The following is a 25,395-nucleotide window of genomic DNA, read 5'->3' on the forward strand; positions in this document are numbered from 1 at the left end:
CCGCCGGCGTAAGAATGGGTCTGGCTCAAATATCCAGATTGGCGACAGATAGCGCGTTGTCCTGGATGAATTCGCGCCTCGGTTCGACTTCATCGCCCATCAGCCGCGAGAACAGGCTGTCCGCATCGGTCGCGTCATTGACCTTGACCTGCAGCAGCGAGCGCACGTTCGGATCGAGCGTGGTCTCCCAGAGCTGTTCGGCGTTCATTTCGCCGAGACCCTTGTAGCGTTGCATGGTCAGGCCCTTGCGGCCGGTCGCAAAGACAGCGTTGAGCAGCGCCAGCGGCCCCGAGATGGTTTCGGAGACTTCCTTGCGGCGCAGCACCGGCGGCGACCCATAGACCTCGCTGAGGCGCTGAGCGTAGCGGTCGAGCTGGCGTGCATCGGCCGAGTTGATCAGCGCCAGATCGAGATGCGCGTATTCCTTGACGCTGCGCACCGTGCGCTCGAACACATAACCGCCGACACCTTCATTCGATGTCGACATGCGGCCGGTCCAGCCGCGCTCGGTGTCCTCGGCGATGATGTCGAGGCGTTTTGCAATCCGCTCCGCCATGGTATTGGCGCGGCCAAGATCGGTGAAGACGTCCGGGTTGAGCCCGCCGGCGATCGCCGCCTGTTCGACCACGCCCCTGTTATAGCGTGTATGCAGGCCGTTGATCAGCTGGCGCACGGCCAGCGCATCATCGATGGCGCCGCGCAGGTCCTGCCCGGCGCGCACTTCGCCGGAGCCGAGCGTAAGCGACGCTTCTTCCAGTCCTGAACCGATCAGGAACTCCTCGAAGGCGCCTTCGTCCTTAATGTATTGAGAGCTCTTGCCGCGCGTCACTTTGTAGAGCGGCGGCTGGGCGATGTAGAGATGGCCGCGCTCGATCAATTCCGGCATCTGGCGGAAGAAGAAGGTGAGCAGCAAGGTGCGGATATGGGCGCCGTCGACGTCGGCGTCGGTCATCAGGATGATCTTGTGATAGCGCAGTTTGTCGGCGTTGAACTCATCCTTGCCGATCGAAGTGCCGAGCGCGGTGATCAGGGTGCCGATCATGTCGGAGCCGAGCATGCGGTCGAAGCGCGCCCGCTCGACATTGAGGATCTTGCCGCGCAAGGGCAGGATCGCCTGGTTCTGGCGCGAACGCCCACCCTTGGCCGAGCCGCCGGCGGAATCGCCCTCGACGATGAAGATTTCGGATTTTGCCGGGTCGCGTTCCTGGCAATCGGCCAGCTTGCCGGGAAGCGAGGTAACGCCGAGCGAACTCTTGCGGGTGATGTCACGCGCTTTGCGTGCCGCTTCACGCGCCGCCGCTGCCTGAATCACCTTGTCGACGACCACCTTGCCCTCTGCCGGGTGCTCCTCCAGCCAGGTGCCAAGTGCTTCGTTGACCAGTCCTTCGACAACGGGCCGGACTTCCGACGAGACCAGCTTGTCCTTGGTTTGCGAGGAGAATTTCGGATCGGGAACCTTGACCGACAGCACCGCCGTCAAGCCTTCGCGGCAATCGTCACCGATCAGCGAGACCTTTTCCTTCTTCGTTAGGCCCGAGGAGTCGCCATACCCGGTGATCTGGCGCGTCAGCGCGCCGCGAAAGCCGGCTAGATGTGTGCCGCCATCGCGCTGCGGGATGTTGTTGGTGAAGGCCAGCACGTTCTCGTGGTAGCTGTCGTTCCACCACATCGCCACTTCGACGGTTATCCCGTCGCGCTCAGCCTTGATAGCGATCGGCTTGTCGATCAGCGGCTTCTTGACCCGGTCGAGATATTTGACGAATTCTTCCAGTCCGCCATCATAGTGCAATTCATGGCGCACGACGTCGGCATGACGGGCGTCGCTCAGGACGATGCGCACGCCGGAATTGAGGAAAGCAAGCTCACGCAGCCGGTGTTCCAGCGTCCCGAAGTCGAATTCGACCATGGTGAAGGTCTCGGTCGACGGAAAGAAGGTGATCTCGCTGCCGCTGCGCCCTTCATAGGTGCCCGGCTGCTTGTCCTGCTCGTAGCTGCCCGTCGCCTTCAGCGGCGCATCGGCATTGCCATGCGTGAAGCTCATCTCGAAGATCTGGCCGTTGCGGCGGATTTTCAGTTTCAACCAGGCCGAAAGCGCATTGACCACCGAGACGCCGACGCCATGCAGGCCGCCCGAGACCTTGTAGGAGTTCTGGTCGAACTTGCCGCCGGCATGCAGCTGAGTCATGATCACTTCAGCCGCCGAAATGCCTTCTCCAGTGTGGATATCGGTCGGAATGCCGCGCCCATTGTCGATCACGGTGACCGAACCGTCGGGGTTCAGCGTCACGGTGACGAGGTCGGCATGACCGGCCAGCGCCTCGTCGATCGCGTTGTCGACCACCTCATACACCATGTGATGCAGGCCGGAACCGTCGTCGGTGTCGCCGATATACATGCCGGGGCGTTTGCGGACAGCATCCAACCCCTTCAAAACCTTGATGGAATCGGCGCCGTATTCGGCTTCAGCGCCGCTGATGTTGTCGATCTGATCGCTCATGAAAACCTGTTGTCTGGATGCCGCTCGCACGGCGCGGAAAATTGGCCCCGAATCGCGCCTCTGATATGCACTAGATATAGGCGCTAAAGGCGGTTTTTCCAAGGTTTGCAGGCATTTCCCCGGGAATGAGCCGGCTGTCCATGACGCGCTCTCGCCAAGCCTTATCTGGCTTTGGCCAGCCGGTCCCTGAGAAACTTGATCATGAACTTGTAGCGCGGCGCCAGCCGCCCGGCCCGATCAAGTTCCAGCGTCATGTCGAGCGCCCGGGAAAGCACGGCCTTGGGGCTTTTCGCGACCTGGGCGTAGTCGACATAGGCAACCACCAGATCACGCTGCCAGGTGGCGTTGTTCGGGTCGGACTGGGCAAGCTGCTGGCGGATGTCGAGACTGTCCTGGAAGGCTTGCCGTGCACCCCTGATGTCGTGTTGCTTCGCCTTGAGCATGCCGATCTCCGACAGCGTGATCGACAGGTCGCGCTGCCAGTCGGCATTGGCCGGATCAAGCTTGGCCAGCCGGTCGGCGATGACGAAACTGTCGGTGTAGGCCTTGAGCGCACCCGCCCGGTCGCCTTGGATCGCCAGAATGCCGGCGACCTTTTCGAGGCTGACGGAGAGGTCGCGCTGCCAATCCGTGTTGTTTGGGTCGCCAGCCGCCAGCGCGCGGGCCAGTTCGAGAGCTTGCCTGTAGGCCGACAGCGCATCCGGCCATTTCTCCTGGTCGCTCAGCGCATTGCCGATCTTGGCATAGCCGACAGAGAGGTCGCGCTTCAGCTCGCTGTTGTCCGGATCGCGCACCACCAGTCGCTCGACGATCGACTGGCTGGCCCGATAGGCCGCGAGCGCGCCAACCGCATCGCTGCGCTCGCGCTTGAGGTCGCCGATCGTCGTATGGCTGACAGAGACGTCGCGCTGCCGCCCTGGATCCTGTGGATTCTTGTTGGCCAGCGCCAGCCGGATATCCAGGCTTTGCTCATAGGCCGCCTGCGCATTGTCCAACTGGCCGGCGGTGCGCGCCAGCGCGCCGATCTCGTCATAGCTGATGGTCAGGTCGCGCTGCAGCTCCGCGCGCTCCGGTTCGTTGTCGGCAAGCTGCTTCTTGATCGACAGGCTTTCCTGGTAGATCCGCGCGGCCCCGGCCAGGTCGCCTTGCGTCACCAGCACATCGCCGATCTTGTCGTCGGCCGTGGCGAAGTCGCCGAACCATGTCAGACGATCGGGCTCGGCCGCAGTCAAATCCCGGAGCATGGTTCTGGCGGCCTGATAGTTCTCAAGCGCTTGCGGCAGGTCGCCCTGCACCAGCCTGATGTTGCCGAGCTTGATGTGGCTGACGGCAAAATCGCGCTTGACGCTCGGATCGCTTTCATGGGCCGAACGCAGCTCGAGATTGGATACAAGCGCCGTAAAGGCGCGGCCTGCGGCATCGGTGTTGCCAACGAGCGTATAGAGCTTGCCGAGGTCGTCCAGCGTCCGGATCTGTCGGTCGGCATCGTTCAGCGCCAGCGAGGTTTGCCCGGCCTCGCCGTAAAGGGCCAGCACCGATTCGTAGTCGTTGATGGCCGTGGCGTAGTCGAGATCGGCTCGTGCCGCACCGCCGGACAGGAAACGCGTCGCCGCCTCGGACAGCGTGCGTCCGACGAAATTGGCCCTCAAGGCGTTGCGCGAGACATTGTCGATATCGGCGGCCTTGGCGAGGATGGCGCGCGCGCTGTCGAAGGCCCCGAGCGACAGCTGCTCCTCGGCCTGCCGGCGCAGTTCCGTCACTTGCGGATCATCGGAGGCGAGCGTCCTCATTTCGCTGCGCACCTTGACGAAGGCGTCGGCCGCCTCATGCAGCCTGGCATTCAGGCTGTCCGCCGAGAGGTGGCTGGCGTCGGAGCTGATCAGCGCGCCATAGAGCGGCGCCAGCGGCATGTCGGCATCGCTGGCTATCTGCTCGACCTCGCCGCGCATCTGAGGCGTCACGTCGGCCATGGCGAGCAGCAGGCGCTCGCGCTCCGGCAGCTGTTCCTTGGCCGCTGCGGCAAAGAACAGCTTCGGCAGGCCGCTCTCGACATAGGGCAGCTGCTTGCCGCGCGACAGGTCATAGACCTCCTGCTGCACCAGCGTCAGCACCGAGCGGATCTCGAGCCCGTCAGTGCCGAGATATTTGGTCAGCGCTGTCGTGAACGGCGAGTTCTCGCCGGTTCCGTCGGCCGCCGTCTCACCTGGCGCTGCCGAAAAGGCGAACAGGATGTTTTCGGCGCGGCCAATCCGGCCGAGCCCCGGCCTAACTTTCTCCACGACGTCCTTTGCCAGCGATGTCGCGCCTCGACCTTCGCTCACCATGCCCGAAAACGGATCGCTGCGGCAGGCGTCGAGCATGATCAAGCCAACCTTGGCTGTGACGGCCACGGCGTCGCGCACCTCCTCCAGCGGTAGGCTGGTCTTCTCCAGTGCATCGAGCGAGGACGCGTCGGCATCGACCGGGAGCAGCCGGTTGTTGCCTGATATCTCGACGCCATGGCCGGAGAAATAGACCAGCGCAACGTCGGCGCCCCTGGCATCCTGGCGAAAATCGTCGAGCGCGCGGCGCATGCGACGCAGATCGCGATTGGTTTCGAGAACGACCTCGAAGCCGAGCTTCTTCAGCGCCGCTTCCATTGCCTCGCCGTCATGAACCGGATTGGCGAGCGGCCGGATCAGCCGGTAGTTATCGGTGGCGATGACCAGCGCCACGCGCCGCTCCGCCACTGCCGCGGCGGTGGTCGTGAGCATCAGCAGCAAGGCAAACAGCAAGCGCAAGTCGAACTGCCCCCCGGCTCGTTCATCTGTGCGAACATTCCATCTCTTTATGGCATGAGCAAGCCGGGCTTTTGGCGCAAGGCCGGCGCGTCAGGCAGCCCGCATCGGCTTCAACGCCTCGCTCCAGCACAGCAGCTCGTCGAGCATGGTTTTGGCACCGCCCTGCACCTGCTCGCTGGCGTTGAAAGCGCCTTTCTCGTCGAGCAGTTTCTGATACATCGGCAGCGCGACACCTTCCGGGATCGGCATGACGCCCACCGAGGTCAGCAGCGGCTTCAGCGCCTGCGCTGCGCGCAGGCCGCCGGAGACGCCGCCATAGCTGAAAATGCCGGCTGGCTTGTATTTCCATTCGCGCAACAGATAGTCGATCGCATTGACGATCGCCGGCGCCACGAAATAATTGTATTCCGGCGCCACGAAGACAAAGGCGTCGGCGGCATCGATCGCCTTTGACCATGCTTTGGTATGGTCGTTCTGGTATTTGCCAAGCCTTGGATGGTGCGGCTCGTCCAGCACCGGCAGATTGAACGCCGCGATGTCGGTCAGCACCGGCTCGAATTTCCCGTGTTCGCGCGCGAATCTCTCCAGCCAGTCGGCGAAAACCGGTCCGGCGCGGCCTGGCCGCGTGCTGCCGATGATGATGTTCAACTGATGCTTCAAGGCTGGCTCCCAAGGCTGGCGGTATCTGTTGGTGACCGTGACCTATGGCAGAGCATGGCCGTGGACAAGGCGACACCGCAAGGAGAGTGGTCACAATCGGCTGAACGGACTGTCTGCCGCACATCCCAGGCCGCACAATTTGCGTCTGCCGTTCGGTCACATGGACGCCCGGGTCGCCAGCCACTACATTGTGGTATCAGCGGAGCAGCCCATGGACGTCCAGCCCGCCCCCTTTGTTCCCCCGGCGCCGAAGCCGCGCACGACGCCGCCCTCGACGCTGGAGATGATCCGCATCGTCTACCGCAACCCGCTCGAACTGTGGGGGGAGCATACCTACAACGAGCCCTGGATTTCGGCGAGTGGCGTTGGTGGACATCTGATCGTTGCCAACGATCCCGGCCTGATCCGCCACGTGCTGGTCGACAACGCCAAGAATTACAAGATGGCGACTGTGCGCCAGAAAATCCTGCGGCCGATCCTGCGCGACGGCTTGCTGACCGCCGAGGGCGAGGTGTGGAGGCGGTCGCGCAAGGCGATGGCGCCGGTGTTCACGCCGCGCCACATTTTCGGCTTCGCCCAGCCGATGCTTCGGCGCACGCGGGAGTTCGTCTCGCGATATGAAGGCGGCAGCATGTCCGACATCGCCCATGACATGACGCTGCTCACTTACGACATCCTGGCCGAAACGCTGTTCTCCGGCGAGATCGCGGGCGGGCCCGGCAGTTTCGCCAACGAGATCGACCGCCTGTTCGAGACGATGGGCCGCGTCGATCCGCTCGACCTGTTGCGCGCGCCCGACTGGCTGCCACGCCTGACCCGCATCCGCGGCCGCAAGACCATGGCCTATTTCCGCAAGATCGTCACCGATACGGTCAAGATGCGCGAGGAGAGATTCAAGCGCGATCCCGATGCCGTGCCGCAGGATTTCCTGACGCTGCTGCTCAAGGCCGAAGGTCCAGAGGGGCTGACGCGAGCCGAAGTCGAGGACAACATCATCACCTTCATCGGCGCCGGCCACGAGACCACGGCACGCGCGCTTGGCTGGACGCTCTATTGCCTTGCGGAATCCCCGTGGGAGCGCAACCGGGTCGAGCAGGAGATCGACCGAGTGCTGGCGAGCGAGCCCGATCCGACGAAGTGGCTCGATGCCATGCCGCTGACGCGCGCTGCCTTCGACGAGGCGCTCCGGCTCTATCCGCCGGCACCATCCATCAACCGCGAGCCGATCGAACCGGAAATGTGGAAGGATCTCTATATCCCGAAGCACGCCGCCGTGCTGGTGATGCCGTGGGTCGTCCACCGCCACCGGAAGCTTTGGGACAGGCCGGATGCCTTCCTGCCGGAGCGCTTCCATCCGGGAAACCGCGAAAAGATCGACCGCTTCCAGTATCTGCCGTTCGGTGCGGGCCCGCGCGTCTGCATCGGCGCCAGCTTCGCCATGCAGGAGGCGATCATCGCGCTGGCGATCATGCTGTCACGCTTCCGCTTCGACACCACCGCAGAGACGAAACCCTGGCCGGTACAGAAACTCACCACCCAGCCGCAAGGCGGCTTGCCGATGCAGGTCACGCCCCGCCAGGTGTGATGATATTCAGGTGATGCCGGCCTGCGAACGATGGCTTCCTGCGCTTCCGGTACTCACGTACCAAAAGTACGCTCCGTTCCGGTTCTCGGATTCCACCGCTCTCGGCTCGGCCTGACCTGAATCTAAACACACCTTCAAGCTGAATGAATTATGCCGCGGGCTTGCGCTGGAACTGGCCGGCAGCGCGGTAGCGCCAGAGGTAGCTGGGCACGATCGTCGCGATTGATTGCGGCTGGATGCCAAGCCCGGCGAGTGTCCTGTTGGCTTTGACCGCCGCGTCCGACACGATGTTGTGCTCGCGCAGCTGTATCACCTGGTCCTTGGTCAGCAGCGGATTGGGCAAGAGGCCGAGGATCGAGGCCAGGATGTTGGCAACCCACCACGGCACCGGCACCAGCATGCGCTTGCGTTCGATCACCTGGAGCAACTCTTCCATGCATTCCTTGAAGGTGAGTACCTTGGGGCCGCCGAGTTCATAGATCTGACCGCCATCGACCTTGCCGTCGACCGAGCGCGCCACTGCTTCGGCGACGTCGCCGACATAGACAGGCTGGAATTTGGTCTGGCCGCCGCCGATCAGCGGCAGCACCGGCGAATAGCGCGCCATGTTGGCGAAGCGGTTGAAGAAGGCGTCTTCGGGCCCGAAATTGATCGATGGCCGGAAAATGACGGCGTCCTTGATCGTCTCCAGAACGGCCTTTTCGCCGAGCGCCTTGGTGCGCGCATAGTCCGATGGGGAGTTCAAGTCGGCGCCAAGCGCGGAAATATGGGTGAGGCCGGCGCCGACGGCGCGCGCTGCCTCGGCCACGGCGCGGGCGCCGAACTCGTGGACGGCGGGGAATTTCTGCCGGCCGCTCTCATGCAGGACGGCGACCAGATTGACGACGTGGTCGGCACCCTGCACGGCACGGTCTACCGACCAGCGCACGCGCACATTGGCCTGCACCGGCTGGATCTGGCCGACATTGCCGAGCGGCTGCAGATGGCCGGCGAGATCTGGCCGCCGGCAGGCGACCCGGATGCGATAGCCGCGCTTGGCCAGCGCGCGCACGACATGGCGGCCGACAAAGCCTGACCCGCCAAAGATGACGACGAGCTTTGGGGTCTGCAGGATTTCGGTCATGGCTGGCTCCGGCGCTCGCAAGCTTGGCTGAAGCCGTTTCATAATCGGTTTCGCGCCAAAGGCAAAGGGTGACGCGTGGTCGCTGCCAGCCTTATCAGAATGCCTTGCCGGTGCAGGGGCCGGCCGAGTGGCGGTTGCCGCCGGGAACGACGAAGAACAGCAGGATCGCCGCCCAAAGAAGTGGACGTAGAACGCAGAAAACCCCGCCGAGGCAGGGCTTTCCGGGCTGCATCCATGCGAAGTCAGGGGGCCGACGGAGCGGCCTGACCTGAGACGGTATCAGGAGGGCGTAAAGCAAGTACGCCCACCTCAGCCCTGAACATCCGACATGGTGCCGCCGATCTTTCTTGCAGGCCGCGATGAAGTCGGTGCTGCAGTTGGCGGTTTGCTGCTCCCCCGGTGTGGATCAGGCAAGCTCGCCTTGGACAAAGCTGGGTCGCGGCAGTGCGCAGAAGGTTCAGCGGGGCGCAAAGAAAATTGCACCGCGCCACACTTCAAGCGGGCAGATCCAAGATAACTATCGGATATCTAATGGATTATTCAGGAGGAGTAGCGGGCGGCGAATTCGGAAATGCGTTGCACCACGGCCTTGGATGCGGTGATGCCGCGCGCATGCGCCTTCTCTGTGGCCTCAGCGCGGGCACGACCGGGCACGTGCACGCCGAATCGCCGCCGCAGCCGGTCGAGCTGGTCCTTCACCCGCTGCTCGAAATCCGGATCGAGCAGCTTGGGTTCGATGGCAAGGACGAACAGCCCGGTGCCGGGACTGTCCGGTCCGCCGCCGAACCATGGCGCATCGAGCGACCAGTTGGCGCCCGACAGGCCCGCCGCCAGCACTTCGACCATCAGCGCGATGTTGGCGCCGCGCTGGCCGCCGAAGGCAAGCATGGCACCCTTCATGGCGGCGGCCGGATCGGTGGTCGGGTTGCCGCTGGCGTCCAGCGCCCAGCCTTCGGGGATTGTCTTGCCGTCCTCGGCCGCCTTGCGGATGTTGACGAAGGCGGTGGCGCTCGACGACTGGTCGATGACGAGCGGCGCGCCGTCGGCGGCGGGTGCGGCAAACGACATCGGATTGGTGCAGTAGACCGGCTTCACCGAGCCGGAGCCGGCGAGCATGGCCGGGCCGTTGGTGGCGGCGAACGACACCAGCCCCTGTGCTGCCAGCCGGCCGGTAAAATAGCCGAGCGCGCCGCATGTATAGGCGTTCTTCTGCGAGAAGATGGCGACGCCGAACAGTCTTGCCGTCTTGGCGAGGTCGTCGATGGTGCGGTCGAAGCCGGTATGCGCCAGCCCGCCGCGCGCATCGGAGAGGTAGATCGCCAACGCCGGCCGGGTGATCACCGGGTCTGCGTTGCCGTCGATGCGTCCGGCTTCCAGCGCCTCGAGGTAATCGATGAGATGCGAAAACCCGACGGAGGAAACCCCTTCCGACTCGGCTGATATGATCGAAGCGGTTAGCGATTGTGCCGCTTCCTCGTTCGCGCCGGCGCCGAGTGCCGCCATCCGGCACAGTCCTTTTGCCTGATCGAGACTGAGTTGCATCACAATGAGTTCCTGGGCGAATAGCGAATGGCGAGTAGGGAGTAGCGGAAATAGCGGAAATATCGAGTGCTTACTATTCGCTATTCGCTATTCGCAATTCGCTAACTCGCTAGCCGATCTTGTTCGGGATCCTGGCTTCGATCCTGCCGAAGGCGAAGACCAGAATACCGGTGATCGTCATGTAGATCAGCGCCAGCAGCAGCAAGGGTTCGTAGGTAAGGTAGGTATCCTGCCGCACCTTGGACGAAACAGCGAAGATGTCGATCACGCTGATCGTCGCCACCAGCGGCGTCGACTTCAATTGCAGCACGGTCTCGCCGGTCAGCGTCGGCAGCGCGCGGTAGATGGCTTGCGGCAACCAGATGCGCCGGAATGCCTTCCAGCGGCTCATGCCGAAGGCGCGGGCGGCCTCGAGTTGCCCCTTGGGCACGCCGGCAAAGGCACCGCGCATCACTTCACCTTCATAGCCGGCAAAAGACAAGGTCAACGCCAGCACGCCATAGGGCCAGGCTTGCCGCAGATACGGCCACATCCAGGATCCACGGATCCACGGATATTGCGGAAACAGCGAGCCCAGGCCGTAATAGAGCAGCCACAGCTGGATCAGCAGCGGCGTGCCCCGGATCACCGTGCAGAACACCTTGGCGGGCGCGGCGAACCAGAAGGAGCCGGTGGCCTGCGCCAGCCCGAGCGGCACGGCGAGCAGGAAGCCCAGAATGCAGGTGACGGCCAGGATCCACAGCGAGCGCCAGATACCGATCAATCCCATCTCATAATATTGCGGCAGCCAGTCCCAGCGCATGAAAAACGCCGCCGACAGAACCAGCCCGAGTGCGATCAGGATCAGCACGATACGGTGCGGCTGCAGCCACAGCGACGTCCGCGCGACGACGTTGATGATAGCCGCCTCGTTGGCCATCAGCGCGCCTCCTTCAGCGAAGGCATGCCGCGCCGCGACCAGGCCTCGACCCGGCCGATGAGGAGGTTGGAAAACAGCGACAACAGCAGATAGAGCACGCCCGCGGCGAAGAAGAAGGTGAAATAGGCTTTGGTGACGCCGGCGGCCTGCCGCGTTGCCAGCGCCAGCTCGTAGAAGCCGACGACCGCCAGCAGTGCGGTGTCCTTGGTGGCGATCAGCCAGAGATTGGCGAGGCCCGGTATGGCGAAGGGCAGCATTGCCGGCAAGGTGATGCGCCGCAAGAGAAGGCCGGGAGACATTCCATAGGCGCGGGCGGCTTCGATTTGCCCTTGCGGAATGGCCAGGATCGCGCCGCGTATCACCTCGGTCGAATAGGCGCCCTGGACAAAGCCGAGCACGGCGATACCGGCGGCAAGGCCACTAATGTCGACGCGCTGATAACCCATTGCCGTCAGCGCCTGGTTGATCAGGTCGGTTCCGGCGTAATAGAGCAGCAGGATCAGCACCAGTTCGGGCACGGCGCGCACGATGGTGGTGTAGACCACCAGCAGGTCGCGCACCACCGGGCCGCCATAAAGCTTGCCGTAGGCGCCGCAGGTGCCGATCAAAAGACCGAGACATGTGGCGCCCAGCGCGATCTCGATCGAATGCAGCAGTCCAACCAAAAGGGTCCCGCCCCAGCCCGGCGCATTGGGCGAGAGAAGTTCGATGATGCCGGCCGCCGAGGCCGAAAGAAATGCGTCGATCAGCGTCGCCCCCGGATTGCTGGCTCTAACCACCGACGGCTGCGTCGGCGGCAAACATGCCTGGGAAAGATCGGGCAGGAGGGGCATGGCGCTGACGCCATGCCCCTCGGCTCATGCGAGGATTGTCAGTTCGACTGCGCGCCGCCGCCGCCGTAAATGTCAAAATCGAAGTACTTCTTCGAGATCTCGTCGTATTTGCCGTTGGCGCGGATCGCCTTGATGCCGGCGTTGATCTTGTCCTTCAACTCGGTGTCTTCCTTGCGCACGCCGGCGCCGACGCCCGGTCCAAGCACTTCGTCATCCGGTGCCACCATGCCCTTCAGATCGCAGCAGGCCTTGCCCTGGTCCGATTTGAGAAATTCGCCAAGCGCGATGGAATCGGCCTGCACCGCGTCGAGGCGACCAGCCGCAAGATCGTTGTTGGCTTCGTCCTGGGTCTGGTATTCCTTGATCTCGGAAGCCGTGGCGCCGAAGTGCTTCTTGGCGTAGACGGCGTGCACGGTCGACACCTGAACGCCAATGACCTTACCCTTGAGGTCGTCCGGAGTGGCGCCGAATTTCTGGTCCTTTGGCCCGATGATCGCCGTCGGCGTGTTATAATATTTGTCCGAGAAATCGATCGTCTTCTTGCGCTCGTTGGTGATCGACATCGAGCTGACGATGAGGTCGATCTTCTTCGTCGTCAGCGCCGGAATGATGCCGTCCCAGGCAACCGGGGTGATGACGCAGTCAAGCTTCTCTTCGGCGCAGACTGCGTCGATGAACTCGATCTCCCAGCCGACCCACTTGCCCGATGCATCGGGCGAGGTGAAGGGCGGATAGGGTTCGGCGGCGACGCCGATCTTGACCGGATCGGCCTTGGCCACCCCCATCGCGGCGACGCCGAGCAGCAGCGCTGCGGCGAATGTCTTCAGAACGGTCTTCATTTCACGACTCCCAGTTTGTTGTTGGTTCCCGGTTTCTTCCGCCCCGGCCTGTTCCTAGCCGATGTTGCGGATGAACTGCTTCAGCCTTTCGGATTTCGGTGCGCCGAAGATCTGCTCCGGCGGCCCCTCTTCCTCGACCAGCCCGTTGTAGAGGTAGACGACATGCGTCGCGACCTCACGGGCAAACTTCATCTCATGGGTGACCAGCACCATGGTACGGCCTTCGCGTGCCAGGTCGCCGATCACCTTCAGCACTTCGCCGACCAGCTCAGGGTCGAGCGCCGAGGTCGGCTCATCGAAAAGCATCACGCGCGGATTGATCGCCAGCGCCCGGGCGATAGCGGCGCGCTGCTGCTGGCCGCCCGACAGATAGGCCGGATAGACGTCGCGCTTTTCGGCAAGGCCGACGCGGGCGAGCAGCTTTTCGGCCTCTGCGATCGCCACATCGCGCTTGACGCCAAGCACGTGCACCGGAACCTCGATGACGTTCTCGATCAGCGTCATGTGGCTCCACAGGTTGAAGTTCTGGAACACCATGCCGAGCTTGGAACGGATGCGCTCGATCTGCTTGCGATCGGCCGGAACCGTGTGGCCGTGGCTGTCGGCCTTGAGCTTGATCTCTTCGCCATTGACCCGGATGACACCGCTGGTCGGATTTTCCAGGCAGTTGATACAGCGCAGCAGCGTCGACTTGCCCGAGCCTGAGCCACCGATAATGGCGATCACCTCGCCGTCACGCGCCGACAGCGACACGCCCTTCAGCACATGCAACTCACCGAACCTCTTGTGCAGGTTCTCGACATGGATGGCTTCGGCGGCGCCGTCCTGCGCCGTGTATTTCAGTGCGGATGCGGCGCTTGTAACCGTCATCCCTTCGACGCTCCGCGGCGCGGTAGAATCGGTCGCTGCTGGTATCTTTTACCCATTACCCGTCACTGACAGAGTTCCCATTCTCAGGATGGACCGTTCGGCTTGCCTCCGTCAACCATGGTTTTTGGACTATTGATCGGAGCTTGCCGTAGTGGTTAGTGGCGGCAACGAACGTTTCGGGAGAATTGAGTGGGCAAATCATACGGGTCGCAGTCCATGGCCGGATCCCTGAAACGCGTGCTGATGCGGTCCGCCGCCAGCGCCATGCGTCATGCCAGGGCGCAGGAATGGCACTATGGTCCAGGCTTCGATCCGCAAAAGGCCGCAGCCCAGCATGAGCAGCTGTCCGGCATGGTCGCGGCTTCCGGCGCCGAGATCGAATGGCTGACGGATGCCGATGACGGGCTGGCCGATTCCGTCTTCACCCACGATCCGTCGCTGATGACCGATCATGGCGCGATTATTCTTTCGATGGGCAAGGCATTGCGCCAGGCCGAGCCCGGCCTGCATGAGGCAGCTTACGAGCGCATGGGCATTCCCATCCTTGGGCGCCTCGAAAGCCCTGGCCAGGTGGAAGGCGGCGACTGCGTCTGGGTCGATGCGACCACGCTGGCCGTCGGTCGTGGCGTGCGCACCAACCAGGACGGTATCCAGCAACTCGCCAATCTGCTCTCGCCCAAGGGGATTTCGGTCTTCGGCTTCGACCTGCCGCTCTGGCATGGCGAGGAGGCCTGCCTGCATCTGATGTCGGTGATCAGTCCGCTCGCCGACGATCTGGCGCTGGTCTACGCGCCCTTGCTGCCGGCCGCCTTCTACCAGATGCTGCGGGCGCGCGGCGTCAAGCTGGTCGAGGGCGATGCCGGCGAGTTCTTCGCCTCCAACGGGCTCAGCCTCAACGTGTTGCCGACCGCGCCGCGCCAAGTCATCGCCGTTGCCGGTTTTCCCAGGACAGCGGCTGCCATGCAGGCCGCCGGCTGCGTGGTCTCCACCTTCGAGGCGGATGCGCTGTGCATCGCCTGCGAAGGCGGCCCGACCTGCCTGACGCGGCCGGTGCTACGCCAATGACCAACATTGGCCCGACCGTCGGCGAGGCGCTCATTTCGCTGCTCGAAGCCCATGGCGTCGACACGGTCTTCGGCATTCCCGGCGTGCACACAGTCGAGCTCTACCGGGGGCTGGCGCGCTCCAACATCCGCCATGTCACGCCGCGTCATGAACAGGGCGCCGGCTTCATGGCCGACGGCTATGCGCGCGCCAGCGGCAGGCCGGGCGTTGCCTTCGTCATCACCGGACCGGGGCTGACCAACACCATCACCGCCATGGGTCAGGCGCGTGCCGATTCGGTGCCGATGCTGGTCATCTCCGGGGTTAACGCCACGCCGACCCTGGGCAAGGGCCTCGGCTTCCTGCATGAACTGCCAGACCAGCGCGGCATGATGGAAAAGGTTGCGCTGTTTTCGCATCGCGTCACCCAGGCCAGCGAATTGCCAGGTGCGCTGGCGCAGGCCTTCGCGCTGTTCTCATCGGCCCGGCCCGGGCCGGTGCACATCGAGATTCCGACCGACGTCATGGTCAAGCCGGCGGACGGCATCTCCGCCGTGCTGAGCAATGCGCCGCCGCCCGCGCCCGAAGCCGCCGCAATTGCCAGCGCTGCCAAACTCGTCACCGCCGCGCGCCGCCCGCTGATCCTGGCCGGGGGCGGCGCCAAGCGCGCCGAGGCGCCATTGCGGCGTCTGGCCGAACGGCTGGGAGCGCCGGTCGTCCAGACCGCCAACGCGCGCGGCCTGCTGCATGGTCATCCGCTTTGCGTGCCGGCCAGCCCCAGCCTGAAGGCAGTGCGGGCGCTGATGGCCGAAGCCGATCTGGTGATTGCCGCCGGAACCGAATTCGGCCCGACCGACTACGATGGCTACAGCGATGGCGGCTTCGTCCTGCCCGTCAACCTGATCCGCATCGATATCGGCGCGGACCAGCTTGCCCGCCGCCCAGCGACGGTTTCGATCCAGGCCGATTGTGCCGAGGTGATCGAGGCGCTGCTTCCGCAAATCAGCCATGTTCCGGCAAGCGAGAGCGGCCCTTTGCGCGCCGCCGCGGCACGGAAAGCGGCCTTCGCAGAGCTCAATCCGACGCTGCAGGCGCAGGTGCGCGCCGTCGAGACGATCCGCAACGCGCTGCCTGGCGCACTCATCGTCGGCGATTCGACGCAGCCGATCTATGCTGCCAACCTCTATTATGACCATGATCGGCCAGGCGGCTGGTTCAATGCCGCGACAGGTTTCGGCGCACTCGGCTATGGCCCGCCGGCGGCGATCGGCGCAGCTCTTGCGGTGCCCGAGGCGCCGGTCGTCTGCCTCACCGGTGACGGCGGCTTCCAGTTCACGCTGCCGGAACTGGGCGCCGCGCTCGATGCCCGGGCGCCCGTGATCTTCATCGTGTGGAACAATCGCGGCTATCGCGAGATCGAAACCTCGATGCTCGATGTCGGCGTCGAGCCGGTGGGCGTGTCGCCGGCACCGCCGGATTTCTGCAAGCTGGCTGAGGCCTATGGCATCGGCGCCGAACGGCTTGCCGATATCGACGCTCTGGCAGATGCGCTGAAGCGCGCGCGGGCCACCGGACTGCCGCGCGTCATCGAAATCACGGTTGACTGAACACCGGTGGCGCGGGCTTCCCGTCGCGGCTGCATGACCCATAGCTGGCCCGTGGCTGGACGCATGCAAAGACGCAACGACTGCCATGTCGAGATTTCAATTGAGTGATGGCGCGAAAGGCGCGACGCTTCGCGTCGGCGGCGCAAGAAACGACCTAACGATAAGAAAATGACAGGAGCGGTCCAAGATGACGGAAACCCTTGAAGGCAAGCATATCGTCGTGACCGGCGGAACCGGCGCGCTCGGCGGTGCGGTTGTCGGCAAACTGCTGAGTGACGGCGCGATCTGCCATGTGCCCAATGCCCATGCCGCCGCGCCATCGCATTTCCCCTTCACCGCGCATGATCGTGTCAAGCTGGTGCACAATGTCGATCTCTCGGACTCCGCCAAGGTCGAGGCGTTCTACAGCCAGGTTCCGGACCTGTGGGGGTCGATCCACCTGGCCGGCGGCTTTACCGGGGCGCCGGTGGAAAAGATCGAGTCGGCTTCCTTTGCCGAGATGATGGATACCAATGCGCGCACCGCCTTCCTGTGCTGTCGTGCGGCGGTGCGCTCGATGCTGGCGTCAGGCACGGCAGGCCGCATCGTCAACATCGCTGCACGGGCGGCACTGGAACCGCGCAAGGGTGCCGGCTCGGTTGCTTACGCCGCCAGCAAGGCGGCTGTGGCAGCGATGACGGTGGCGATGGCCGAGGAGCTGAAGCACAAGGGCATCCTGGTCAACGCCGTGGCGCCGTCGACGCTCGACACGCCGGCGAACCGCGCCGATATGCCGGATGCCGATGTCACCAGATGGGTCAGCCTCGAAGCCGCCGCCGAAGCCATCGCTTATCTGGCCTCGCCGGCCAATCAGGCAATGAGCGGCGCGCTGGTACCGCTTTACGGCAGGGCGTAACCTTCCAACCTTTTACATTGGTCAAAGAAAAACCCCGCCGGATCGCTCCGGCGGGGTTTTGTTTTCGAGCCTATGCGAAGGGGCTTAGCTGCCCTGCTTCTTCAGCGCGGCACCCAGGATGTCGCCCAGCGAAGCGCCGGAGTCGGTCGAGCCGTACTGAGCGACCGCTTCCTTCTCTTCTGCGATTTCCAGCGCCTTGATCGAGACCTGCAGCTTGCGGGTCTTTTTGTCGAAGGCGATGACGCGGGCGTCGACTTTCTGGCCGACGGTGAAGCGCTCGGGGCGCTGCTCGTCGCGGTCACGGCTCAAATCGGAGCGCTTGATGAAGGTCTCGATGCCGCTGTCGACCAGCCGCACTTCCAGACCGCCATCCTTGACGCCGATGACTTCGCAGGTGACGACCGCGTTCTTGCGCAGTTCGCCTGAAGTCGCCGCTTCGCCGACCGTATCCTTGGCCAGCTGCTTGATGCCGAGCGAGATGCGCTCCTTGTCGATGTCGACGTCGAGCACCTGCGCCTTGACCATGTCGCCGCGATTGTACTCTTCGATGACCTGTTCGCCCGGACGGGTCCAGTCGAGGTCGGAAAGGTGCACCATGCCGTCCACGTCGCCTTCGAGGCCGATGAACAGGCCGAACTCGGTCTTGTTCTTGACCTCGCCCTCGACCTGGCTGCCGACCGGATGGCTCGAGGCGAAAGCCTGCCACGGATTCTCGAGCGTCTGCTTGAGGCCGAGCGAGATGCGGCGCTTGGCCGGATCGACCTCGAGCACCACCACGTCGACTTCCTGCGTCGTCGACAGGATCTTGCCGGGATGCACGTTCTTCTTCGTCCACGACATTTCCGAAACGTGGATGAGACCCTCGATGCCCGGCTCCAGCTCGACGAACGCGCCGTAGTCGGTGATGTTGGTGACGGTACCCTTGATCTTCTTGCCGATCGGGAACTTGGTTCCGATCTCGGACCACGGATCGCTCTCGAGCTGCTTCATGCCGAGCGAGATACGGTGGGTTTCCTGGTTGATGCGGATGATCTGCACCTTGACCGTCTGACCGATGTTGAGGATTTCGGTCGGATGGTTGACGCGGCGCCATGCCATGTCGGTGACATGCAGCAAGCCGTCGATGCCGCCGAGGTCGACGAACGCACCGTAATCGGTGATGTTCTTGACGACGCCTTCGACAACCTGGCCTTCTTCGAGGTTCTGCACGATTTCCGAACGCTGTTCGGCGCGGCTCTCCTCGAGCACGGTACGGCGCGACACCACGATGTTGCCGCGGCGGCGATCCATCTTGAGGATCTCGAAGGGCTGCGGGTTGTGCATCAGCGGGGAGACGTCGCGGATCGGGCGGATATCGACCTGGCTGCGCGGCAGGAAGGCCACGGCGCCGTCGAGGTCGACGGTGAAGCCGCCCTTGACCTGGTTGAAGATGACGCCTTCGACGCGCTCACCCTTGGTGAACTTCTCTTCGAGACGGACCCAGCTCTCTTCGCGGCGGGCCTTCTCACGCGAAAGCATCGCTTCGCCAAGCGCGTTCTCGATGCGCTCGACATAGACTTCGACGGTGTCACCGACCTTGAGGGTGGTGTCCTTGCCCTTGACGCCGAATTCCTTCAGCGGCACGCGGCCTTCGACCTTGAGGCCGACGTCGATGATGGCCATGTCCTTTTCGATCGCGGTGATCGTGCCCTTGACGACCTGGCCTTCGCCGGAATGGCCTGTGGTAAATGATTCTTCGAGCAGGCTCGCGAAATCATCGCGAGTGGGATTTGCAGCTGACATTGTTTCTCCTGGAATGTCCCGCATCTCAAGCGGGACGGGCGCCGTGGGTTAGCGTTGCGTTAGCCTGCCGGCGTTCCGGGCTACAAAAGCCCTGGGCCGCTCTTTAAGCGGCAATTCCGGCGCATGAAGAATGCTGGCAGGCTGGTTCGTGCCCGATATGGGTGTCTTCTTCGCCTCCGACAACGGAAACGCGAGGGAAAAACCCGGATCAGGCGTTGTCTCTCTTGGCCAACACGTCGTCGATGATCGCCTTGGCTGCGAGAAACGCGGCTTCTATAGCCATTTCGCTGGTATCAAGCAAGTGCGCGTCGGTCGCCGGCTTCAATGGCGAGTCGGCGCGGCCCATGTCGCGCTCGTCGCGGCGCACGATATCGGCAAGGATTTCGGCGAAATCGGCGGTGCCGCCGATGCTCTCGATCTCGGCCAGCCGGCGCTTCGCGCGCACCTCGGCGCTCGCCGTCACATAGAGTTTGATGTCGGCGTCGGGGCAGACGACGGTGCCGATGTCGCGCCCATCGAGCACCGCGCCCGGCGGCGTCTTGGCAAAGGCGCGCTGCTTTTCGACGAGGATACGTCGCACGGTCGGGAAAACGGCGACCTTCGAGGCCGCCTCGCCGACCGCATGCGCCGACAGCACCGTGCGGTCGAGTTTGGCCAAGTCGACCTGGCGGGCAGCGGTTTCGGCGGCTGAGACATTGTCGAGCGGCAGCGCGTGCTGGATCAGCGCGTAGGCCACGGCGCGATAGGTGAGACCGGTGTCGAGCAGGTTCAGCCGGTAGTGGTCGGCCAGCCGCCGGGCGAGGGTACCCTTGCCGGCGCCGGCAGGGCCGTCAATGGCGATGGTGAAGGGGATGCTCATTGGCTGGCCGCTGCGATCGAAAGGCGCGATGAAAAAGACAAGCGCCGCGATCCTTCGCACCCCTCTCTGTCCTGCCGGACATCTCCCCCGCAAGGGGGGAGATTGGCAGTATTGGCGCTCCGCTCAATTCTGCAGCGTTGACTGTTGGCGAAACCGGCGCTGTCGACTGATCTCCCCCCTTGCGGGGGAGATGTCCGGCAGGACAGAGGGGGGTGCTGTCCCGCCAGCATTCCAGTTTGGCTCCAACCCATCAATGGTCACCCAATCTCCGCGCCCAACCCCTTCATCAGCCCCATGAACTCCGGAAAGCTCGTCGCGATCATCGCCTGATCATCGATGGTGACCGGCTTTTCCGTGGCCAGCCCCATCACCAGAAAGCTCATGGCGATGCGGTGGTCGAGATGGGTCTGCACGGTCGTGTCCTGGCCGTTGGGATGACCGCCAAGGCCTTTGCCGCCCGGTTTGCCGCGCACGGCAAGCGAAGCTTCGCCCTCGGTGCAGTCGACGCCGTTGAGCATCAGTCCTTTGGCGACGGCCGACAGTCGGTCCGACTCTTTCACCCGCAGCTCTTCCAGCCCCTGCATCAGCGTTTCGCCCTCGGCGAAGCTGGCGGCTACCGCGAGTACCGGATACTCGTCGATCATCGACGGCGCCCGCTCGGGCGGCACAGTGACGCCCTTGAGCTCGGAATAACGCACGCGCAGGTCGGCCACATCCTCGCCGCCGGCGTTGCGCGGGTTCAGGATGTCGATCTTGCCGCCCATTTCTTGCAACGTCAGCAGCAGCCCGGTGCGGGTCGGGTTCATCAGCACGTTTTCGATTGTTATGTCCGATCCGGGCACGATTAGGGCGGCCACCAGCGGGAAACCGGCCGAGGATGGATCGCCCGGCACCGCGATGGTCTGCCCGGTCAGCTTGCCCTGGCCTTCGATGAAGATGTGGCGCACGCCGCGCTCGTCGGTCTCGACCGACAAATTGGCGCCAAATCCCTTCAGCATCTTTTCAGTGTGGTCGCGCGTCATGACCGGTTCGATGACGGTGGTGATGCCCGGCGTGTTCAGCCCGGCGAGCAGCACCGCCGATTTCACCTGCGCCGAGGCCATCGGCACACGATAAGTGATCGGTGCGGCGTGCTTGGGCCCATGCAGCGTGATCGGCATGCGGTCGCCGGGCGTCGCCTTCAGCACCTGCACGCCCATCTGGCGCAAGGGTTCGAGCACCCGGCCCATCGGTCGGCCGGACAGCGAGGCGTCGCCGATGAAGGTGGTTTCCATGTCATAGGTGCCGACAAGGCCCATGGTCAGCCGCGAGCCGGTGCCGGCATTGCCGAAATCGAGCGGGCCTTCCGGCTGCAGCAGCGCGCCGTTGCCGGTGCCACGGATCACCCACTCCGCGCCGCGTTTTTCTATATGCGCGCCCATCGCCTTCATGGCGGCACCCGTGCGCATCACGTCCTCGCCTTCGAGCAGGCCGGTGATGCGGGTCTCGCCAGAGGCAAGGCCGCCGAACATGAAGGAGCGGTGCGAGATCGACTTGTCGCCCGGCACGCGAGCCGTGCCGGAAAGGGCGGATGATTTGCGGGCGGTGGCCGGCTTTGGGGCGGCGGCGTGAGACATGGAATTTCCCTGGACGGAATGCCGGCGGGCCGGCGCTTTTCATTTGTTGCGGCGGTCTCGTATCACGGCGGGCCGAAATGGTCATCCCCCGTGGTCGTCACTGACGCGAGGCCTTCCAATGCATGGTTTTGTGACGCCGGCTTTTCGCTTTGACAGCGCTGCAAACTGTGGTTAAGGGGACCACTCTTTTATTGACGAGGCTTGCCGTGGCAAAAACTGAACTTGGCACAAAACGTATCGACCCGGAGACGGGCCGAAAATTCTACGACCTGAACAAGGACCCGATCGTCTCGCCGTACACCGGCAAGACCTATCCGCGTTCCTATTTCGAGGAAGGCAAGATTGCCGCCCTCGAGGAGGAAGAGGAAGTGGCCGAGAAGGAAGTGGATGCCGAGGAAGAAGAGGGCGTCGAGGTCGTCTCGCTCGAAGAGGCCGACGAGGACGTCAAGGGCGACGACCTGCCGGATCTTGGCGACGACGAGGATGATGTCGATCTCGGCGAAGACGAAGACGATACTTTCCTCGCCGACGAAGAGGAAGAAGACGACGACGTTGCCGACATGATCGGCGTCGGCGACGACGACGACGAGGTCTGATCGGCCTTGAAAGTGGGCGTTTGCAGGCTTTCGTGGCCTGTGGCGAAAAAGCGGCTCTCGAAGGCTTGATATTGACGAAAGGCGGGGTTAGAAGCCGCCTGCACTAACGGCGCGGTCTCCAACCCGCGCCGGATCTCTTCGCCGGAAACGGCGCCGGTTGACTGCCGGAAGTGGGGCCATAGCTCAGTTGGGAGAGCGCTTGAATGGCATTCAAGAGGTCGTCGGTTCGATCCCGATTGGCTCCACCAAACAGTCCCTCTGCAAACCTGGCTGTTTCCTTGCGGGATAATCGCGCCTCTTCAAAGGCTTGCCAGATCGAGAATGGCTTCATGCTGCTCGATCACCTGTCCGCCGTAGCCGGGTTTCGAAATGGCGAGGCAGCGGCCCACGGTCCACCAAGGCGTCGCAGCCGATAGTTCGGGTTCGAGCGACGGAGAGAAATTCCAATAACGGCGGCGGAATTGGAATAAACTAACTCTACAGATTTTGTGGAATAAGCAATCTGCACTGGCGATCTGGTTTTCCCCAGACAGGACCACGCCATGCCCACTCTTTTGCGCTCCCCCTCAACCAAGCCAGGTGTATCCGACCAGGCCAGTCGGTGCACGGGAGGCAAGCCATGACCAAGGATATTCCCGAACGCATCAAGGTGCTCTGGTTTTTGCCGACGCATGGCGACAGCCGTTATCTCGGCACGACGGAAGGCGGCAGGGCCGTCGATCTGCCCTATCTGACGCAAGTGGCGAAGGCAGCCGATACGCTAGGCTACTACGGCGTGCTGTTGCCGACCGGCCGGGCATGCGAGGATTCCTGGGTGATCGCATCGGCGCTGGTGCCGCTGACCGAGCAATTGCGTTTCCTTGTCGCAGTACGGCCCGGCCTGCAGTCGCCGACGCTCGCCGCGCGCATGACCGCGACGCTGGATCGCATTTCCAACGGGCGCCTGCTGATCAATGTCGTCACCGGCGGCGATCCGCTCGAGAATAAGGGCGACGGCATCTTCCTGTCGCATGCCGAGCGCTATGAGGTGACGCAGGAGTTCCTGCAGATCTACAAGCGGGTGCTGAGCGGCGAGACGGTCGAGCACGAGGGCAAGCATTTCCGCATCGAGGACGGAAGGCTGCTGTTTCCACCGGTGCAGACGCCCTATCCGCCGCTCTATTTCGGTGGCTCGTCCGACGCTGGATCCGCGGTGGCGGCGCAGGAAATCGACAAGTATTTGACATGGGGAGAGCCCCCCGCCGATGTCGAGCGCAAGCTGGATGGTGTGCGTGAACTGGCGCAGAAGGCTGGCCGCAAGCTCTCCTTCGGCATTCGCCTGCATGTCATCGTCCGCGAAACCGCCGAAGAGGCGTGGGCCGCCGCCGACAGGCTGATCAGCCGGCTCGACGACACGACGATCGCTTCGGCGCAAAAGGTCTTTGCCCGCATGGATTCGGTCGGCCAGGCGCGGATGAGCGCGCTGCATGGCGGCAACCGCGCCAAGCTCGAGATCGCGCCCAACCTCTGGGCCGGTGTCGGCCTGGTGCGCGGCGGCGCGGGAACAGCGCTTGTCGGCGATCCCGACACGATCGCTGAGCGCATCGACGAATACCGACGCCTCGGCATCGACACGTTCATCCTGTCCGGCTACCCGCATCTCGAAGAAGCCTATCGCTTCGGTGAACTGGTGCTGCCGAAATTGCCGACCGATCATCCGGTCAAACTTGCCGCCTCGTCCGTCAACACCGGCCCGTTCGGCGAGACCATCGCCGGCGATCACCGGCCGAAGTCGCTCGCAAGCGCCTCGTGAACGCGCTGCCTTCGGTCCCGCGATTGCACGTCGCCATAATCGGCGGCGGCTTTTCCGGCTCGGCGGTAGCTTGGCAGCTGGCGCGAAGCTATTGGCCGGAGCGCCTGTCGACTTCCGTGATCGAGCCGCGGCCGGTGCTCGGCGGCGGTCTTGCCTATTCCACCGAGGAGCCGTCGCATCGGGTTAATGTTCCGGCCGCCAGAATGAGCATGGCTCCCGACGATCCGCAGCATTTTGCGCGCTGGTTGACTGGCAGCGGAGAATTGCAACTCGACCCGGACGCCATCTGGAAGAACGGCGATGCCTATCCGCGCCGGCGCGTGTTCGGCCGCTATGTTGCCGAGCATCTGGCGCCCCATCTCAGTTCCGGCGTTATCCGTCATGTCGAGGGTCTCGCGACACGCGTGACGCGTGAGACGGATGGGACGTGCTGGACTGTGTACACGCCCAGCGGATCGGTTGCCGCCGACATCGTCGTCCTGGCAGCGACGCATCCGCAGCCTGGAATTCCCACCGCACTGGCCTCGCTGTCTGAAGCATCGGGTTTCATCGCCGATCCGTACGCGCCAGCCGCGCTTGCCGGGATCGCGCCGGACGCACAGGTGCTGATCGTCGGCTCCGGACTGACTTCGGCCGACATGGTCGCCGAGCTCGACCGCCGTGGCCATCGCGGCCGCATCCTGGCGCTGTCGCGCCGCGGGCTGCGCTCGCGCGGCCACCCGGACATCAGGGGCGAACCCTTCGGCGACTTTGCGTCCGCACCGGCCACGACGGCGCTTGGCCTGCTCAAGAACATTCGCGCGACGCTGGCAGCGGCACATGTGGCCAATGTCAACTGGCAGTCCGTCTTCGACCAGCTGCGCCTGCAGGGCCCGGTGCTGTGGGCCGCACTTGCCCCACCGGAGCGGGCAAGGCTGGTCCGCCAGCTGCGGGTGTTCTGGGACGTGCATCGCTTCAGGATCGCCCCGCAGGTCGCTTCCGTGCTCGACCGCCGCCATGCGGCCGGCACATTCGAAACCATCGCTGCCAGGCTTGTCGCATCGAACGATGAGGACGGCAGCCTGGCTGTCAGCTTTCAACGGCGCGGGCAGACGCGGATCGAGACGACGCGCTTCGATGCCATCATCAACACCACCGGCCCGGCGCATCAGCAGGCGCTACAACTGAACCCGGCATTGCGCTCGCTGACTGAAGCCGGGCTGATCAAGGTTGATCGATACGGGCTTGGCATCGAGACGGGTCTCGACAGCCGCGCCGTCGACCGGGATGGCAGGTCGGTCACGACACTCCTGGTCGCCGGTCCGCTGGCACGAGGGACTTTCGGCGAACTCATGGGCCTGCCCGAGGTCGCCCGCCATGCCCAGACCGTCGCGGCCGAAATTGCAAAGCTGGTCGAAGCGCTGCCGCCGGCCGTCAGTGCCAATGCTGCTCGCGGGCTGACATCGGCAATCCGCTGAGCAGAAATTGGTATTTCCGTCCCACGAGGGCCTCAAAAACGGAAAATCCTTCTTTGTATATATATTCTATAAACATAATAAATATTGGGAAGCCGGCGC

General features: G+C 63.7%; 19 protein-coding genes and 1 tRNA gene. 8 read left to right on the forward strand and 12 right to left on the reverse strand.

Annotation, left to right across the window (positions count from 1 at the left end):
* Positions 1-25: 25 nt before the first annotated feature.
* The 3 genes from gyrB to NKH57_RS11990 all read right to left on the reverse strand — a co-directional run bounded on the left by gyrB (position 26) and on the right by NKH57_RS11990 (position 5,937).
* Entirely contained in the window at positions 26-2,497 is a 2,472-nt protein-coding gene (gene gyrB, locus NKH57_RS11980; protein ID WP_352727259.1) for a DNA topoisomerase (ATP-hydrolyzing) subunit B, read from the reverse strand.
* A gap of 161 nt (positions 2,498-2,658) precedes the next feature.
* Positions 2,659-5,277: a caspase family protein gene (locus NKH57_RS11985; RefSeq protein ID WP_352944379.1), complete on the reverse strand. Its 2,619-nt coding sequence runs from the start codon at positions 5,275-5,277 to the stop codon at positions 2,659-2,661.
* Positions 5,278-5,367: 90 nt separating this feature from the next.
* Positions 5,368-5,937: an NADPH-dependent FMN reductase gene (locus NKH57_RS11990; RefSeq protein ID WP_352727263.1), complete on the reverse strand. Its 570-nt coding sequence runs from the start codon at positions 5,935-5,937 to the stop codon at positions 5,368-5,370.
* A gap of 211 nt (positions 5,938-6,148) precedes the next feature.
* Here NKH57_RS11990 and NKH57_RS11995 point away from each other — a divergent pair, with 211 nt between their 5' ends.
* The gene (locus NKH57_RS11995) at positions 6,149-7,522 is read left to right on the forward strand and encodes a cytochrome P450 (RefSeq protein WP_352944382.1); all 1,374 of its coding nucleotides are present in this window, start codon (positions 6,149-6,151) and stop codon (positions 7,520-7,522) included.
* A gap of 148 nt (positions 7,523-7,670) precedes the next feature.
* Here NKH57_RS11995 and NKH57_RS12000 read toward each other — a convergent pair whose 3' ends face one another.
* The 6 genes from NKH57_RS12000 to NKH57_RS12025 all read right to left on the reverse strand — a co-directional run bounded on the left by NKH57_RS12000 (position 7,671) and on the right by NKH57_RS12025 (position 13,648).
* On the reverse strand, positions 7,671-8,645 hold the full coding sequence (locus tag NKH57_RS12000) for a complex I NDUFA9 subunit family protein (RefSeq protein ID WP_352944384.1): 975 nt from the start codon (positions 8,643-8,645) through the stop codon (positions 7,671-7,673).
* Between the two features lie 540 nt (positions 8,646-9,185).
* A complete protein-coding gene (locus tag NKH57_RS12005; protein ID WP_352944386.1) occupies positions 9,186-10,187 on the reverse strand; it encodes an Ldh family oxidoreductase in 1,002 nt (333 codons plus the stop codon).
* 109 nt (positions 10,188-10,296) lie between these two features.
* Entirely contained in the window at positions 10,297-11,106 is an 810-nt protein-coding gene (locus NKH57_RS12010; RefSeq protein WP_023761471.1) for an ABC transporter permease, read from the reverse strand.
* Positions 11,106-11,819 (reverse strand): ABC transporter permease, encoded by a 714-nt coding sequence (locus tag NKH57_RS12015; RefSeq protein ID WP_352831508.1) that lies wholly within the window; start codon positions 11,817-11,819, stop codon positions 11,106-11,108. The genes NKH57_RS12010 and NKH57_RS12015 overlap by 1 nt, the downstream gene beginning before the upstream one ends.
* Positions 11,820-11,977: 158 nt before the next feature.
* The gene (locus NKH57_RS12020) at positions 11,978-12,778 is read right to left on the reverse strand and encodes a transporter substrate-binding domain-containing protein (RefSeq protein ID WP_352944388.1); all 801 of its coding nucleotides are present in this window, start codon (positions 12,776-12,778) and stop codon (positions 11,978-11,980) included.
* A 54-nt stretch (positions 12,779-12,832) separates the two neighbouring features.
* Positions 12,833-13,648, reverse strand: coding sequence for an ABC transporter ATP-binding protein (locus NKH57_RS12025; RefSeq protein ID WP_352603326.1), 816 nt, complete (start codon positions 13,646-13,648; stop codon positions 12,833-12,835).
* A 216-nt stretch (positions 13,649-13,864) separates the two neighbouring features.
* Here NKH57_RS12025 and NKH57_RS12030 point away from each other — a divergent pair, with 216 nt between their 5' ends.
* The 3 genes from NKH57_RS12030 to NKH57_RS12040 all read left to right on the forward strand — a co-directional run bounded on the left by NKH57_RS12030 (position 13,865) and on the right by NKH57_RS12040 (position 17,194).
* Positions 13,865-14,713 (forward strand): dimethylarginine dimethylaminohydrolase family protein, encoded by an 849-nt coding sequence (locus tag NKH57_RS12030; RefSeq protein WP_352944456.1) that lies wholly within the window; start codon positions 13,865-13,867, stop codon positions 14,711-14,713.
* Complete coding sequence (locus tag NKH57_RS12035; protein ID WP_352944390.1) at positions 14,710-16,299, forward strand: 5-guanidino-2-oxopentanoate decarboxylase; 1,590 nt, start codon at positions 14,710-14,712, stop codon at positions 16,297-16,299. The genes NKH57_RS12030 and NKH57_RS12035 overlap by 4 nt, the downstream gene beginning before the upstream one ends.
* A 187-nt stretch (positions 16,300-16,486) precedes the next feature.
* Positions 16,487-17,194 (forward strand): SDR family NAD(P)-dependent oxidoreductase, encoded by a 708-nt coding sequence (locus NKH57_RS12040; protein WP_352944392.1) that lies wholly within the window; start codon positions 16,487-16,489, stop codon positions 17,192-17,194.
* A gap of 84 nt (positions 17,195-17,278) precedes the next feature.
* Here the strand turns inward: NKH57_RS12040 and rpsA are convergent, their stop codons facing one another.
* From rpsA to aroA, 3 genes are all read right to left on the reverse strand, one after another.
* Positions 17,279-18,976 (reverse strand): 30S ribosomal protein S1, encoded by a 1,698-nt coding sequence (rpsA, locus tag NKH57_RS12045; RefSeq protein ID WP_013528183.1) that lies wholly within the window; start codon positions 18,974-18,976, stop codon positions 17,279-17,281.
* 208 nt (positions 18,977-19,184) lie between these two features.
* Entirely contained in the window at positions 19,185-19,835 is a 651-nt protein-coding gene (gene cmk, locus NKH57_RS12050; protein WP_352944458.1) for a (d)CMP kinase, read from the reverse strand.
* Between the two features lie 257 nt (positions 19,836-20,092).
* The gene (gene aroA, locus NKH57_RS12055) at positions 20,093-21,451 is read right to left on the reverse strand and encodes a 3-phosphoshikimate 1-carboxyvinyltransferase (RefSeq protein ID WP_352603334.1); all 1,359 of its coding nucleotides are present in this window, start codon (positions 21,449-21,451) and stop codon (positions 20,093-20,095) included.
* A gap of 206 nt (positions 21,452-21,657) precedes the next feature.
* Between aroA and NKH57_RS12060 the strand changes: the two genes are divergently transcribed.
* The 4 genes from NKH57_RS12060 to NKH57_RS12075 all read left to right on the forward strand — a co-directional run bounded on the left by NKH57_RS12060 (position 21,658) and on the right by NKH57_RS12075 (position 25,296).
* On the forward strand, positions 21,658-22,047 hold the full coding sequence (locus NKH57_RS12060) for a TIGR02300 family protein (protein ID WP_023761480.1): 390 nt from the start codon (positions 21,658-21,660) through the stop codon (positions 22,045-22,047).
* Between the two features lie 172 nt (positions 22,048-22,219).
* Positions 22,220-22,295: transfer RNA gene (locus NKH57_RS12065), tRNA-Ala, on the forward strand.
* 371 nt (positions 22,296-22,666) lie between these two features.
* Entirely contained in the window at positions 22,667-23,839 is a 1,173-nt protein-coding gene (gene ssuD, locus NKH57_RS12070) for an FMNH2-dependent alkanesulfonate monooxygenase (protein ID WP_352944395.1), read from the forward strand.
* The gene (locus tag NKH57_RS12075) at positions 23,836-25,296 is read left to right on the forward strand and encodes an FAD/NAD(P)-binding protein (protein WP_352944397.1); all 1,461 of its coding nucleotides are present in this window, start codon (positions 23,836-23,838) and stop codon (positions 25,294-25,296) included. The genes ssuD and NKH57_RS12075 overlap by 4 nt, the downstream gene beginning before the upstream one ends.
* Positions 25,297-25,395 lie beyond the last annotated feature (99 nt).

This window comes from Mesorhizobium sp. M1050 (assembly GCF_040318715.1).
GTDB lineage: Bacteria > Pseudomonadota > Alphaproteobacteria > Rhizobiales > Rhizobiaceae > Mesorhizobium.